Below are 13,753 nucleotides of genomic sequence, written 5' to 3'. Positions count from 1 at the left end.
TAATCATTTTAATTTACAAAATATTTAGAAGTCAATAGAATTATATGGAAATAGAAAGAAAATTTCTAAAAAAGTTCTATTTTCTTCAACCGTTATTGTATTTTGCCCTGAAAACTTGATAATAAGCGTTTTCAAATGTAGTAATTGAATTCTAAACGAATTTAAAATAGTGATTAATCAGAAAATTTAGATTAAAATATTTATTCTGATATAGAGAAAATATATTCTATTTACTTTTATAATATAACATATTGGGAATAAAAATACAAAATGAAATAATGTGACACTTCAGTGAAATGAAAAAACCAGCTCCATAAAAGAGGGGAGCTGGTTAGAATAAATTTATTTAACGAAGCGTTTTTCAATGTCGTCTAGTAGCAAGTTAGCAGCCATTACACCGCCAGCTGTATTCCAAATAACGTCGTCAACTTTGTATGCTTTTCCGTTCTTTACTGCATTTAAGTTTTTAAATAGAGGATCGTTTATATATTCTTTTTCTAGTTCAGAACCTTTTTTCTCATTGCCTTTATCGAATGTGAAGTAGAATAATACATCGCCATCCATTGCCGAAATACGTTCTTTAGATACGTTACGCTCTGCAAAATCATCTTTATTTTGATCACCAGGACGTTTAAATCCAAGTTCTTTTAAAATAACACCAGAGAATGTATCACCGTGATAAATACGAACATCACCAGGCATAAAGCGTACCATAGAAATTTCTTGATTTACTTTATCACCAAGTTTGCCTTTTAAATCTTTCATACGTGTTTCGTAATCAGCTAAAACCTTTTGGCCTTCTTTTTCTTTATTTAATGCTTTTGCATAAAATTTGAAGTTATCTTTCCATTCACCACGTAATGTTTCTGAGAACACAGTAGGTGCAATTGCTTTTAGTTGTTCGTACACTTTTTCGTGGCGCATTTTGTTACCAATAATTAAGTCCGGTTTTAAAGAAGCAATTGTTTCAACGTTAACTTGTCCTTCATCACCAACAACTTTTACATCTTTCATTTTATCCTTAATATGTGGATACCATGGGTCACCAGTCCAAGACTTTACAGCACCAACTGGTTTCACACCTAATTCAAGTAAAGCTTCAGTTCCTTCATTTGTTAAGATAACTACACGTTTTGGATTAGCAGGAACTTCTGTTTTACCCATTGCATGTTCTACAGTAACCACTTCTTTTTTATTATCTTCTTTTGTAGATTCTTCTTTGTTATTTGATTTTCCACAAGCACTTAAAAGCATTGAAAATGCTAGTAAAAATACAAATACTGTAAACGATTTCTTCCGCATGAAATTCATTATGTACCCCCTACATGTTGAGAATATTTTTCAATAGCAAGCATGATATTAAGCCTTTATCTTTTGATTGTCAATACATATGGCTGAAAATAATTCTCATTTCCGTTGACAATGAGAATTAAGTTGAAATACACTAACAACGTATCATTATACATTGAAGGGGAAACGCTGCATGTTATTAAAAACAAATCGAGCAAAATGGATTGGATTATTTGTTGGAATCATTGCAGTCGTTATTTGTATTTGGGGAAGTATTATTTTCGGATATACAAATACGAGTTGGAAACTAGCATTGGATGCTTTTTTCCATTTTAATGGTTCCAATGAACATATTATTATTCAAAATGTACGTCTGCCTAGGGCGTTAATTGCAGCTAGTATTGGTGCTAGTTTAGCCATTGCAGGCTGTCTTATGCAAACTTTAACTAAGAATCCACTTGCTTCACCAGATTTTATTGGATTAAATTCAGGCGCTGCGTTCTTCATAGTTGTAGCAATTGTTATCTTTTCCGTGACGTCATTATCGGCTTTCACGTGGATTGCCTTTTTAGGAGCGGCAATTGCAGCTGTACTTGTATTTGCTTCTAGTTCTTTAGGAAAAGAAGGGACGACTCCTCTTAAGTTAACATTAGCAGGTGTCGCGATAAGTGCTTTATTTTCATCATTAACACAAGGGTTGCTTGTTTTGAATGAAAAGGCAATGGAAGAAGTATTGTTTTGGCTTGCCGGATCTGTACAAGGAAGAAAAATAGAAATTTTACAATCTGTATTTCCGTATTTATTAGTAGGATGGATTGCCTCTCTTATGATGGCAGGGAAAGTAAATACATTGATGATGGGAGAAGATGTTGCAAAAGGTCTCGGACAACGAACAATTTTAATGAAATCATTCGTACTACTCATTATTGTATTGTTGTCGGGTGGTTCAGTTGCGGTTGCTGGCCCAATAGGATTTATAGGAATTGTAACTCCGCATTTTGCCAGATTTCTTGTTGGAGTTGACCACAGATGGAGAGTGCCCTATAGCGGATTGTTAGGTGCAATACTATTAATCTTAGCGGATATAGCCGCAAGATATGTCATTATGCCACAAGAAGTACCAGTAGGGGTTATGACAGCATTTATCGGGGCCCCATTCTTTATTTATATTGCACGTAAGAGAGGGCTTAGCAAATGAAGAAGTATATCCCGTTTCGTATAGGAAAAGATGGATTCTCGTTTTTAATGTATAAACGAGCTAGTCTCGTCTTGGTGAGTTTATTAGTAATTTTAATAGGATTATTTTTTGCAAGTGCAGGTATGGGAGATATGAAGATTGCTCCTTATGACGTATGGCAAGCGATTACTGGAAATGGCGATGCGATGTCAAATATGGTTGTAAATAAGTTTCGTATGCCGCGTATTTTAATTGCGATCCTTGTAGGAATTGCACTTGCTGTAGCAGGTTGTATTTTACAAGGGCTCGTTAGAAATCCGCTTGCTTCCCCTGATATCATTGGAATTACAGGTGGTGCAAGCGTAGCAGTTGTACTCTTTTTAGCTATATTTAGTGATAAAAACAATGCGCTAACAGTAAGCATTCATTATATGCCACTCGCAGCTTTTGCTGGAGCGACGATTGTAGCGCTTTTTGTATATTTATTTGCATGGAAAAATGATGGCTTATCACCGATTAGTCTTGTTTTAATTGGTGTTGGATTTTGGGCGTTAACGAAAGCGGCAACAACGTTATTTATGTTATTAGCACCAATTTATCAAGCGAGCCAAGCAAATGTATGGATTACAGGTACTGTTTACGGCTCTTCATGGCAAAATGTGATGGTACTTGCGCCTTGGGTTCTCATTTTAACGGTAATATCCTTTATCGCTGCTAGACATTTAAATGCACAAGAGCTAGGGGATGATATAGCGGTAGGACTTGGTGTTCCTTTAACGAAGTCGCGTGTATTTATGTTATTACTTAGTACAGCTTTAATTGGTGGGGCGGTTGCCTTTGCCGGAGGGATTGGGTTTGTTGGTTTAATGGCACCTCATATTTCGCGAAGATTAGTTGGTTCTTTATACGGTGCATTACTCCCAGTTGCAGCTATTGTCGGTGCAATTTTAGTACTCGCTGCGGATTTAATTGGGCGCACAATTTTCACACCACTTGAAATTCCAGCAGGGGTATTTACATCAGCAATTGGTGCACCTTATTTTATTTATTTACTTTATAAAAGTCGGAATTCATAAAGGGAGATGAATATGCAAAAAGCATTGGAGACAAAACGTTTGACGCTGTCTTATGGTGAAACAATTATTATCGATGAGTTGGATTTAGAAATTCCAAAAGGTGAAATTACAATCTTCATCGGTTCTAACGGTTGTGGAAAATCAACTTTATTACGTTCACTAGCTAGATTATTAAAGCCAACAAATGGTGACATTTTGTTAGATAATCAAGCGTTACAAAGTATGCAAACGAAGCAAATTGCTCGTCAAATGGCAATCTTACCGCAAGGACCTCAAGCACCAGAAGGGCTTACAGTATTGCAACTTGTAAAGCAAGGACGTTATCCATATCAAACTTGGTTAAAGCAATGGTCAGAAAAAGACGAGGAAATGGTACAGAAGGCACTTGCAGCAACAGGTATGACAGAATTTGCTGAGCGGGATGTGCATGCTCTTTCAGGTGGGCAACGTCAACGTGCTTGGATTGCAATGACGCTTGCACAAGATACAGACATTATTTTACTAGATGAGCCAACTACATATTTAGATATGACTCACCAAATTGAAGTGCTAGATTTATTATTCGAATTAAATGAAACAGAGCAACGAACAATTGTTATGGTATTACACGATTTGAATTTGGCATGCCGTTATGCAGACAACATTGTAGCTATTCAAGATAAACGAATATATGCACAAGGTAAACCAGAAGAAGTTATTGACCAGAAGTTAGTTCGGGATGTATTCCGTATGGAGTGTCAAATCAGTACGGATCCGTTGTTTGGAACACCACTATGTATCCCGCACGGAAGAGGAAGACGATTAGTTAAAGAAGTTGCTCAAGCAATGAGATAACGAAAAAAGACGATGGGGATTCATCGTCTTTTTATTTTTTGCAAGAAAATAATAGAAAGAGGGGAATTCGTAAACGTCGTTCATATTCCTCTTCACTTTGAAAATAGGTTTGATTTGGTGTAGCTTCTTTTAGATTTATAATGGTAAATCCGGCTTGCTGTAATAATGTGAAATACTCTTCCGTTGTACGATGATATTTAATAACTTCTTGGTCAATCCATGGTTCAACCCGTTTGCCTAGTTTAAAATAATCATCGACGAACCAGTTCGTTCTTTTACCACTCGTTTGCAAGCTTTCAAATGAAGAGGTAATAACAGGATGTTGAACGCTAAAGATAAAGGTTCCATTTGTTTTTAAAGTTTTGTACACATTTTGAAAAATGATATGAAGATGTTCAATATAATGTAAAGCGAGTCTAGATGTGACTAAATCAAAAGTAGATGGGGAGTATGTATAATCTTTGAGGTTTATCAAATGAACAGATCCATTTTTATTTTCTAGTTGTTTTTTAGCTTTTTCATACATAAGCTGAGAGCCTTCAATGCCAGTGTAAGAGTGGCATCCGTTTTCTAATAATTCCTTGCCAAACTTAGCATCGCCACAACCTAAATCGAGAATTTGTTTTCCTTTTACATCACCAATGAGTTGAAAGAATGCTGGCTTTTCAATGGATTCATTGGGGCTATTTTCGCGGTATCTTCGTTTCATATATTGCTCAAAAAAAGCTTCGTTATTATATACATCAGATTCTGTAAATGCCATGTTTGAAGCCTCCCTAAATATTTTTTTAATTCTATCAAATATGGAATGTAAATGATAGATTTCTTGTAATGAATCATATATAATTAAAATTTGTAAGCGGTTTCTTTAAACTATTTTTCTATAATAAATTCTGAAAACGTGTTAAGCTAGTAGAGGGATTATTAGAACTATTAAGACAATAATCCGCTTACATGAACGATGGGAGGCTTCACGATGTCTAGTAAAACACTTGCGAAATTTTTAGAAGAAAATTTAGAGGATTTAAAATCAAAGGGGCTTTATAACGTAATTGATCCGCTTGAAAGTCCAAATGGACCGATTATTACAATTGGCGGCAAAGAATATATTAACTTATCTTCAAACAACTATCTTGGATTAGCGACTGATAATCGCTTACAAGAAGCAGCGATTGGTGCAATTCATAAGTACGGTGTTGGAGCAGGAGCTGTTCGTACAATTAACGGTACTTTAGATTTGCATATTAAATTAGAAGAAACAATTGCAAAGTTTAAACATACAGAAGCAGCAATTGCTTATCAATCAGGATTTAATTGTAATATGGCAGCGATTTCAGCTGTTATGGATAAAAATGATGCGATTCTTTCAGATGAATTAAATCATGCATCTATTATTGATGGTAGTCGTCTATCAAGAGCGAAAATCATCGTTTATAAACATTCTGATATGGAAGATTTACGCCAAAAAGCAATCGCGGCGAAAGAATCAGGTCTTTACAATAAATTAATGGTTATTACAGACGGTGTTTTCTCAATGGATGGAGATATTGCAAAATTACCAGAAATTGTTGAGATTGCAGAAGAGCTAGATTTAATGACATATGTAGATGATGCACATGGTTCAGGGGTACTTGGAAAAGGTGCAGGTACTGTGAAGCACTTCGGTCTTTCTGATAGAGTTGATTTCCAAATTGGTACATTATCAAAAGCAATTGGGGTAATTGGTGGATATGTAGCAGGGAAACAAAACTTAATTGATTGGTTAAAAGTTCGTTCACGTCCATTCTTATTCTCTACAGCATTAACACCAGCTGATGCAGCAGCTTGCATGAGATCAATTGAAATCTTAATGGAAAGCACAGAGTTACACGATCGTTTATGGGAAAATGGTCGCTATTTAAAACAAGGGTTAAAAGAACTTGGCTTTAACATCGGAGAAAGTGAAACGCCAATTACACCTTGTATTATTGGTGATGAAGTATTAACACAAGAATTTAGTAGACGTCTAAATGAAGAAGGCGTATACGCAAAATCTATCGTGTTCCCAACTGTAGCTAAAGGAACAGGACGCGTTCGTAATATGCCTACAGCAGCTCATACGAAGGAAATGCTAGATGAAGCAATTCTTAAATATGAAAAAGTAGGGAAAGAAATGGGCATCATTTAAGTAACGACATCTTTTGAATAGCTTGCAAATGAGGAGTGGGGAAAATGAAAAAAATTCTAGTAACCGGTTCTTTAGGGCAAATTGGTTCTGAACTAGTAATGAAACTTCGTGATGTATACGGCGCATCAAACGTTATTGCAACAGATATTCGTGAAACAGATAGTGAAGTAGTAACGTCTGGTCCATTTGAAACGTTAGATGTAACAGATGGGCAAAAACTACATGATATTGCAAAGCGTAATGAAGTAGATACAATTATTCATTTAGCAGCTTTACTTTCAGCAACAGCAGAAAAAAATCCGTTATTTGCTTGGAATTTAAATATGGGTGGACTTGTAAATGCATTAGAAGCAGCTCGTGAATTAAACTGTAAGTTTTTCACGCCAAGTTCTATCGGTGCATTCGGCCCATCAACGCCGAAAGATAATACGCCACAAGATACAATTCAGCGTCCTACTACGATGTATGGGGTAAACAAAGTAGCAGGAGAATTACTATGTGATTATTATCATCAAAAGTTTGGCGTTGATACGCGCGGTGTACGCTTCCCAGGCTTAATTTCTTACGTAGCTCCTCCAGGAGGCGGAACAACTGACTATGCAGTTGAAATTTATTATGAGGCGATTAAAAAAGGTGCATACACCTCATACATTGCTGAAGGAACGTACATGGATATGATGTATATGCCAGATGCTTTACAAGCGATCATTTCATTAATGGAAGCTGATTCAAGTAAGCTAGTGCATAGAAATGCGTTCAACATTACAGCAATGAGCTTCGAGCCAGAGCAAATTGCAGCATCAATTCGTAAACACATTCCGACGTTTACAATGGATTACGCAGTAGATCCAGCTCGTCAAACAATCGCTGATAGCTGGCCAAACTCTATTGATGCAACAGCAGCAATGAAAGAGTGGGGCTTTAAAGCAGAATACGATTTAGACAAAATGACAACGGACATGTTGGCTAAGTTAAAAAAAAAGCTCACAGCTGAGTTAGTGATGAATTAATAGGAAGGGTCGATTCTTAGGAATCGGCCCTTTTATTTGTATTTTAGGAATATACAAATAATTACAAATGTGATAAAATGAGTTAATTTGTGCATAAAGGGGAGAGATAAAATGGAGAAATGGGAGTTAGCAAAGGAAATTTACAATACATCACGTTTAACGGGAACATTTAAACTTCGATCAGGACAAGTATCAAATCAATACTTTGATAAGTACTTATTTGAATCTAATCCAGTACTGTTATTAGAAATTGCTAAACAATTGAAAGAGCTCATTCCTCCTGAGACAGAAGTACTCGCGGGTTTAGAGATGGGAGGAATTCCAGTAGCAACAGCATTATCTTTACAAACAGGTATACCAGTTGTATTTGTAAGAAAAGAAGCGAAGAAATACGGTACATGTAAGCTAGCGGAAGGCGTTGTTATTACTGGGAAAAATGTTTGTGTTGTTGAAGATGTTATCACGACAGGTGGTCAAATATTATTAAGCACGAAAGATTTGAGAGAATTAGGTGCGAATGTGAAACATGTACTAGGTGTCATTGATCGTACAAAAGAATGGAGAGATAACTTATTAGAAGATGGATTGCAGTTGCATTCCTTATTTACAATGGCCGAGTTAATTGAAGGAGAAAAGCAACATGCAAAGAGTTGATGTCGTATATGCACTAATACATGACGAAGAAACAGATAAAATATTAATGGTACATAATGTAGAACAAAACGTTTGGTCATTGCCAGGCGGGGCTGTTGAAAAGTGTGAGACGTTAGAGGAAGCTCTAGTAAGGGAAGTAAAAGAAGAGACAGGTTTAACTGCTATGGCAGGTGGACTTGTTGCAATCAATGAAAAATTCTTTGAAGAATCCGGGAATCACGCACTACTTTTTACATTTCGAGCGAAAGTACTAACGGGCGAGGTACATGCAGAAGATGAGGGAGAAATTTCTGCGATAGAGTGGGTGGAGCGAACAATCGCAAATGAACGATTCCCATTCTACGATGGAGGATTCGAGTCATTGTTAGAAGTAGCTATTCCATACAAGTTTCAACCAGAAAAAAAGTAATTGAACGAGAAAAAGGAGCCAAAAGGCTCCTTTTTCTATTCAATCGTCTTCAGTAATAGTTTTTTCAGCAATGGTTTAATCTTCAATCGTAAATCTTCAGCATGATTTGCAACTAAGAAGTGATGATTATAAATGTTTTTCATTAATTGATAAGTTGCTTCTTTCACTTCGCCTTCTTCGATGAAGATACCGATTACTTCCATACCACTTTTACGAGCGAGTTTCACAGCTTCATGCGTATCTAAAATTCCGTCTTGTTGATAGTCTAGGGCAGAAGGTTCACCGTCTGTGAAGACTAATAGAAATTTATGTTTTTCTGGTCTTTTCGCAAGCTTTTCAGAAACGATACGAATAATATATCCGTCGCGGTTATCTTCTTCTTCACGAAGTTGCATAATTTCTGGACCAACGTTTGGTAACGTTGAGTTTTTATAATTTACAACCTCATGGATAACGTTCGGTTTATCTTCAGGTTTAGCACTAGAAGCATCTTCCCAAAATCCGCTAATAGCGTGCGGGATTTTTAAAGATTTCAACGCTTCATGGAATAAGACAACACTCTTCTTCGTTTCTTCCATTTTGTTATACATAGAACCAGAACAATCCACTAATAGTTGGAATGCAACGTCGAGCTCTTGCGATTCTTGTCCTTTTTTATAAAACATGCGCGGCTGCTTTTCAGTATAAATACGAAGGAATTTCTTCCGAAGTCTTCCGTAGTATTTATCACTATTTGCATTCGTTTTATTTTCAATCGTTTTTTCGATAATTTTCTTTAATTCTTTTACATCTTTATTAACGACTGATTTGATAGCTTGGTAATCTTTTTTCTCGTCAGGATTTGATTTGCGAGCTTCTTTAAATGTATGAGAGGCACCTACATTATACTTACCATATGCACCCTCGCTTTGGCTAGAAGCGTGTGAAGCTCTTGCTTCTTCTGTATCAGCACCATCAAAGTTGGATTGTGTACTTTTTTGAGAAGTACCTTGTACAGAACCAAGTGCTTGATCGCCATCTTCTGATTCACGAGCAGTATCACCCATCATGTTTGTTTTTGTTCCGCTTTCTAATTCAAAGCGTAAAAAGTTCTCGTTTTCGTTATTTTTATTTTCACGATGCCATGTGGAGAAGCTTTCATCCATTTTGTTTTTATTGTCATCGTCATCTATGAGCTGTGTATCATCATTTGCTAAATCTTCAACGCGGCAGTTCTTTTCATCTGCAATGACAGATAAATAAAGCGGAGCATGTCCGAAATAATTGTTAAGCATATCATTTTCAAGAAGCTCCTCTAAGCGGTAGCGAATTTTCTCAACGATATACATAATATCTTCCGTATTACGGGCTTGGAATGTCTCATGCAAAATTACTTCAATTTGCTCGAAATATTCATTAGTAAACATTTCATATTTATCGCTCGTTAATGAAAGGTAACATAGACAAAATAGACGATCACCGTGATAGTTACGAACGCGGTTTATTTCATTTTGTGAGCCGAAGTAATTGCGGTACATTTCTTTTCGGCGTTTAAAAATATGTTTCGTGCCAGGTCGTAAGTTTTTTACGATTTCCTCGACACGTAAATCTTCTAATAGAACAAATAATTGTGTTAAGAACTTCTTTAGGGGCGATTCTTGTAATTCAATCGCGTAAGAACGAATTAAAGCCATGTCCGAGTAATGTTTATTACCAAGTGCTTTTAAGAACACTTCGCTTTTTAATCCGATTACTGTATCTTCTTCTTTTCGATCATCCCAAAAGTGACTAATGACAACCTTTTTTTCAATTTCGTCGTAGTATGCTTTATAGCCATATTCAAGATAGGCATCGTCTTCTTTTAGAAGGGCATACATTAAGTTTTCCATTTGTAGAAACAGCGACGCATCAATTTTTTTGTCACTAAAAATTTGTCTCATGAATTATCCCTCAAAGAAATAACTTTCTGCTAATTCACGGACAGTCATTTGTTCTGTTTCATCATTTAATTTCGCAATAATGCTTCGCTCAATAGCGCGCATAACAGGAATATATACACCTAAATCGCATGCGTCGATAATACCACGAATACTTGCTGCTTCTTCACTTACACGGCCATCACGAGCTAAAGGCATAAGGTCGCTTGCAAATGCAACGAACTTTTCAATTGTTGCAACATCATTTAATTTTGATTCAGATAGTAATAGTTCTTTTAATGTGTCACCTTGAATATAAGGAACTTCAATAATAACAAAACGGTTTTTTAATGCTTCGTTTAGTTCACTTGTCCCAACGTAACCTTCGTTAATCGCAGCAATTACGCGATATTCGTCATCACCGTATACAACTTCTTGTGTAAATGGGTTTGTAATCATTTTACGGTAATCTAGTGCACCGTGAAGAAGTGGTAACGTTTCAGGTTTTGCCATATTGATTTCATCAATATATAGGAAGTGACCGTTCTTCATTGCTTTCATAAGAGGACCGTTAACGAACGTAACTTCAGATGCCCCGTCTTTCGTTTGTAATGTGTTGTATCCTAAAATACCTTCCACATCTAAATCGACAGAACAGTTAATGCTATGCATTGGTTTTTGGAATAAAGAAGAAAGAGTTTCCGCTAGTACCGTTTTACCACTACCAGTTGGTCCTTTTAATAGAATATTTTTGCCAAGAAGAAGTGCCGTAATAGCATCTTCGATAATGCTGTTATCAGATGCTTTATATATTTTAGTACCGATTAAATGAGCATTTTCACCAGCTTCTTGTTTATTCTTTTCATGAATTGTAGAAAGCTGCTGTTTTAAATCAGAATGTATATGAAATTGTTCTAACATGTATTTCCCACCTAACATTATTTTCATAAAGTAATACATCTTATGATAACTTGTTTTAATATGGTATGCAAAGAAAAGGAGAAGGGGGAAATATAAAAGAAAAAGCAATCAATATCACATTGATTGCTTATAGTAAAGGAGAAATCAGTCGCATAAAGGACTCTAATATTCTTTTTTTGATACTTCTTTTTTGGAATGAGTTCCATTTAATTTCAGTAGAGTGTTTAAAGTCTTCTTCAAAATCGCGTTTAATATCATGAACGGTTTCTGACTCATAGAGTACGCTAATAATTTCATAATTTAATTCAAAGCTACGTACATCCATATTTGCTGTTCCGATTGTTGCAATTTTATCGTCAACGAGTACAATCTTTGCGTGCATAAATCCATCTTTATAACTGTAAATAGAAGCACCGGCTTTTAAAAGTGGAGTGAAATAGGATTGAGATGCTTGATCGCTAATAATACTATCACTCTTACCAGGATATAAAATGCGTACATCTATGCCAGATATTGCACTTAAGCGTAATAATGTTAAAGTTTCTTGATCCGGAATAAAGTATGGTGTAGCGATCCAAATAGATTTTTTGGCTGAGCCCATAACAGCTAGTAATGTATTACGAATGCTTTTATCATCTGAGCTTGGTCCACTTGCTACAATTTGCACCGCACCTGTTGCATCCAGAATTTCTTTTCCTGGGAAGTATTGTCTATTCATAAATTGATCCCAAGAATAAGTATTCAATCCACTAGACGCATAAAGCCAATCTTCTAGAAAGATGGCTTGTAATTTATACAATGCTTTTCCTTCTATTTTTAAATGACTATCACGCCAAACAGGGAATTTTTTTGAGCGACCAAGATATTCATCACCTACGTTAAGCCCTCCGGTAAAACCAATTTCTCCATCTACAATGACGATTTTACGATGATTACGATAATTAACTGTCTCCAGTAACCAAGCTGAAAAAATAGGGTCAAATTCGACAATTTCAATTCCAGCTTTTTTCATAGGTTGTAAAAATCGTCGTCTTAACGTATTACTTCCGAGTCCATCATAAAGGAAGCGTACAATAACACCCTCGTTTGCCTTTTGTATTAAAGCATCTCGTACTTTTGTACCAATCTCATCAGATTTATAAATATAGTATTGAATATGTATGTGATGTTTTGCATTCTCGATTGCTTGCAAAATTTCTGAAAAGGTTTGATCCCCGTTTGTTAAAAGTTTTGTCGTCGTTCTATCTGCGGCAGGCCCGCCTCCAAATTTTTGTACGACTTCTGTTAAACGTATGGAACGTTCATGTAATGGGACTGTGAGTGATAATTCTAGTCGTCTTCCTTCTAATATTTCGCGGAATAATTTTCTTTGTTCTTCTGAACGATGGAGATGTTTTTTTCTTCTCCAACGGCTACGCCCGAAAATAGAGTATAAAAGTACACCTACAACGGGAAGAAGTGCTAATACTAAAAACCAAGCTAAAGTACTTTGGGGAGATCTATTTTCTATAAAAATAACGAATGAAATTCCTACGATTGTGATGGACCATAGAGCACCGACAAACGTATATAACGAAATAACCGATGTATTTAATAGGAAAAGAACGATAGATACGATTGTAAATATTAATAATAATTGAACGATAGGTTTCTTCATTTCTATATAATTCCTCTAATCTTTCTTAAATATAGACTTCTTAAATAGAAGATATAATCTGACATCCTTATTATAAAGTGTTTTGTTTTTTTTACAAAATATAGACATTTGTCCTATACTTTCCGCATTTGTCCTACATACAGTATATTGTTACGTTGTTATCCCGTTATTTGCTGGGTAGTAAAAATCCCATCTCAAAATTCGATGAGTGCAAGGAAGTTAGGCGGGAAATGATTGTCCATAAATGCCCGATTGATTTGGGCTAATAATCAGTGGGGGAGGGACAAAGCCCGCGCCGATTAAAATTTCACTTTATATAGCAAAAGGGATGAATAAAATGTATGGTCGTCCAATTGGAGGATTTGGTCATGGCGGATATGGTTATCCATATTACTCGAATTATGCTTATTATCCAGATTACCAACAAGATCCGTATTATTCATACAATATTAAAGTGAGGAAATTGAAAGGGAGAGGTGAATAATGAATTATATAGAAAATAACGGAGTGTATTATCGCAATCATCATGGAGGACACCATCATAATGGCGGACATAATCATCATGGAGGACACCACCATTATGATCATCACCATCATCATCACGGTGGTGGATGGGGCTGGGGCTGTCTCTTATACACATCTGACGCTGCCGACGAAGCTAGA

At 35.9% G+C, this 13,753-nt stretch carries 13 protein-coding genes and 1 pseudogene; 9 read left to right on the top strand and 5 right to left on the bottom strand.

All coding sequences use genetic code 11. The features are described from left to right. Positions 1-342: 342 nt before the first annotated feature. Positions 343-1,311: an ABC transporter substrate-binding protein gene (locus tag JDS92_RS18680; protein WP_001010273.1), complete on the bottom strand. Its 969-nt coding sequence runs from the start codon at positions 1,309-1,311 to the stop codon at positions 343-345. Between the two features lie 172 nt (positions 1,312-1,483). Between JDS92_RS18680 and JDS92_RS18675 the strand changes: the two genes are divergently transcribed. Genes JDS92_RS18675 through JDS92_RS18665 form a run of 3 tightly spaced genes read left to right on the top strand, consistent with a single transcriptional unit; the run spans position 1,484 to position 4,377 of the window. Then, positions 1,484-2,488: a FecCD family ABC transporter permease gene (locus JDS92_RS18675; RefSeq protein WP_199632314.1), complete on the top strand. Its 1,005-nt coding sequence runs from the start codon at positions 1,484-1,486 to the stop codon at positions 2,486-2,488. After that, entirely contained in the window at positions 2,485-3,543 is a 1,059-nt protein-coding gene (locus JDS92_RS18670; protein WP_000760041.1) for a FecCD family ABC transporter permease, read from the top strand. Before JDS92_RS18675 ends, JDS92_RS18670 begins: the two co-directional genes overlap by 4 nt. Positions 3,544-3,555: 12 nt before the next feature. Further along, positions 3,556-4,377: an ABC transporter ATP-binding protein gene (locus JDS92_RS18665; RefSeq protein ID WP_001167946.1), complete on the top strand. Its 822-nt coding sequence runs from the start codon at positions 3,556-3,558 to the stop codon at positions 4,375-4,377. 31 nt (positions 4,378-4,408) lie between these two features. On the opposite strand, the gene JDS92_RS18660 is transcribed toward JDS92_RS18665, so the two are convergent. Continuing rightward, a complete protein-coding gene (locus JDS92_RS18660; RefSeq protein ID WP_087969011.1) occupies positions 4,409-5,140 on the bottom strand; it encodes a class I SAM-dependent methyltransferase in 732 nt (243 codons plus the stop codon). Positions 5,141-5,353: 213 nt separating this feature from the next. Here JDS92_RS18660 and JDS92_RS18655 point away from each other — a divergent pair, with 213 nt between their 5' ends. From JDS92_RS18655 to JDS92_RS18640, 4 genes are all read left to right on the top strand, one after another. Continuing rightward, positions 5,354-6,544, top strand: a complete 1,191-nt coding sequence (locus JDS92_RS18655; protein WP_000095899.1) for a glycine C-acetyltransferase — start codon at positions 5,354-5,356, stop codon at positions 6,542-6,544. 44 nt (positions 6,545-6,588) lie between these two features. Continuing rightward, the gene (locus JDS92_RS18650) at positions 6,589-7,554 is read left to right on the top strand and encodes an L-threonine 3-dehydrogenase (protein ID WP_000723133.1); all 966 of its coding nucleotides are present in this window, start codon (positions 6,589-6,591) and stop codon (positions 7,552-7,554) included. A gap of 111 nt (positions 7,555-7,665) precedes the next feature. Next, positions 7,666-8,208: an orotate phosphoribosyltransferase gene (gene pyrE / locus JDS92_RS18645; RefSeq protein WP_140158443.1), complete on the top strand. Its 543-nt coding sequence runs from the start codon at positions 7,666-7,668 to the stop codon at positions 8,206-8,208. After that, positions 8,195-8,617 (top strand): NUDIX hydrolase, encoded by a 423-nt coding sequence (locus JDS92_RS18640; RefSeq protein ID WP_199632313.1) that lies wholly within the window; start codon positions 8,195-8,197, stop codon positions 8,615-8,617. Before pyrE ends, JDS92_RS18640 begins: the two co-directional genes overlap by 14 nt. A gap of 35 nt (positions 8,618-8,652) precedes the next feature. Here the strand turns inward: JDS92_RS18640 and JDS92_RS18635 are convergent, their stop codons facing one another. The 3 genes from JDS92_RS18635 to JDS92_RS18625 all read right to left on the bottom strand — a co-directional run bounded on the left by JDS92_RS18635 (position 8,653) and on the right by JDS92_RS18625 (position 13,090). After that, the gene (locus JDS92_RS18635; protein ID WP_098711634.1) at positions 8,653-10,536 is read right to left on the bottom strand and encodes a vWA domain-containing protein; all 1,884 of its coding nucleotides are present in this window, start codon (positions 10,534-10,536) and stop codon (positions 8,653-8,655) included. A 3-nt stretch (positions 10,537-10,539) separates the two neighbouring features. Continuing rightward, entirely contained in the window at positions 10,540-11,433 is an 894-nt protein-coding gene (locus JDS92_RS18630; protein WP_000892990.1) for an ATP-binding protein, read from the bottom strand. A 127-nt stretch (positions 11,434-11,560) separates the two neighbouring features. Continuing rightward, positions 11,561-13,090 (bottom strand): cardiolipin synthase, encoded by a 1,530-nt coding sequence (locus JDS92_RS18625; protein WP_199632312.1) that lies wholly within the window; start codon positions 13,088-13,090, stop codon positions 11,561-11,563. Between the two features lie 337 nt (positions 13,091-13,427). Here JDS92_RS18625 and JDS92_RS18620 point away from each other — a divergent pair, with 337 nt between their 5' ends. Further along, on the top strand, positions 13,428-13,574 hold the full coding sequence (locus JDS92_RS18620; protein ID WP_000274355.1) for a hypothetical protein: 147 nt from the start codon (positions 13,428-13,430) through the stop codon (positions 13,572-13,574). Next, positions 13,574-13,753 (top strand): annotated as a pseudogene (locus JDS92_RS18615) (hypothetical protein); the annotation flags it as partial. The gene JDS92_RS18620 and the pseudogene JDS92_RS18615, both read left to right, overlap by 1 nt.

The sequence above is a fragment of the Bacillus cereus group sp. N12 genome, assembly GCF_016483575.1.
In the GTDB taxonomy this organism is placed as follows: domain Bacteria; phylum Bacillota; class Bacilli; order Bacillales; family Bacillaceae_G; genus Bacillus_A; species Bacillus_A toyonensis.
This window is presented reverse-complemented; position numbering and strand designations above follow the sequence as displayed.

Coding starts and splice junctions, on each gene's coding strand:
- JDS92_RS18625 (WP_199632312.1), bottom strand. CDS start 13,090: ATGAAGAAACCTATCGTTCAATTATTATTAATATTTACAATCGTATCT.
- JDS92_RS18655 (WP_000095899.1), top strand. CDS start 5,354: ATGTCTAGTAAAACACTTGCGAAATTTTTAGAAGAAAATTTAGAGGAT.
- JDS92_RS18640 (WP_199632313.1), top strand. CDS start 8,195: ATGCAAAGAGTTGATGTCGTATATGCACTAATACATGACGAAGAAACA.
- JDS92_RS18675 (WP_199632314.1), top strand. CDS start 1,484: ATGTTATTAAAAACAAATCGAGCAAAATGGATTGGATTATTTGTTGGA.
- JDS92_RS18665 (WP_001167946.1), top strand. CDS start 3,556: ATGCAAAAAGCATTGGAGACAAAACGTTTGACGCTGTCTTATGGTGAA.
- JDS92_RS18620 (WP_000274355.1), top strand. CDS start 13,428: ATGTATGGTCGTCCAATTGGAGGATTTGGTCATGGCGGATATGGTTAT.
- JDS92_RS18650 (WP_000723133.1), top strand. CDS start 6,589: ATGAAAAAAATTCTAGTAACCGGTTCTTTAGGGCAAATTGGTTCTGAA.
- pyrE (WP_140158443.1), top strand. CDS start 7,666: ATGGAGAAATGGGAGTTAGCAAAGGAAATTTACAATACATCACGTTTA.
- JDS92_RS18660 (WP_087969011.1), bottom strand. CDS start 5,140: ATGGCATTTACAGAATCTGATGTATATAATAACGAAGCTTTTTTTGAG.
- JDS92_RS18630 (WP_000892990.1), bottom strand. CDS start 11,433: ATGTTAGAACAATTTCATATACATTCTGATTTAAAACAGCAGCTTTCT.
- JDS92_RS18635 (WP_098711634.1), bottom strand. CDS start 10,536: ATGAGACAAATTTTTAGTGACAAAAAAATTGATGCGTCGCTGTTTCTA.
- JDS92_RS18670 (WP_000760041.1), top strand. CDS start 2,485: ATGAAGAAGTATATCCCGTTTCGTATAGGAAAAGATGGATTCTCGTTT.
- JDS92_RS18680 (WP_001010273.1), bottom strand. CDS start 1,311: ATGAATTTCATGCGGAAGAAATCGTTTACAGTATTTGTATTTTTACTA.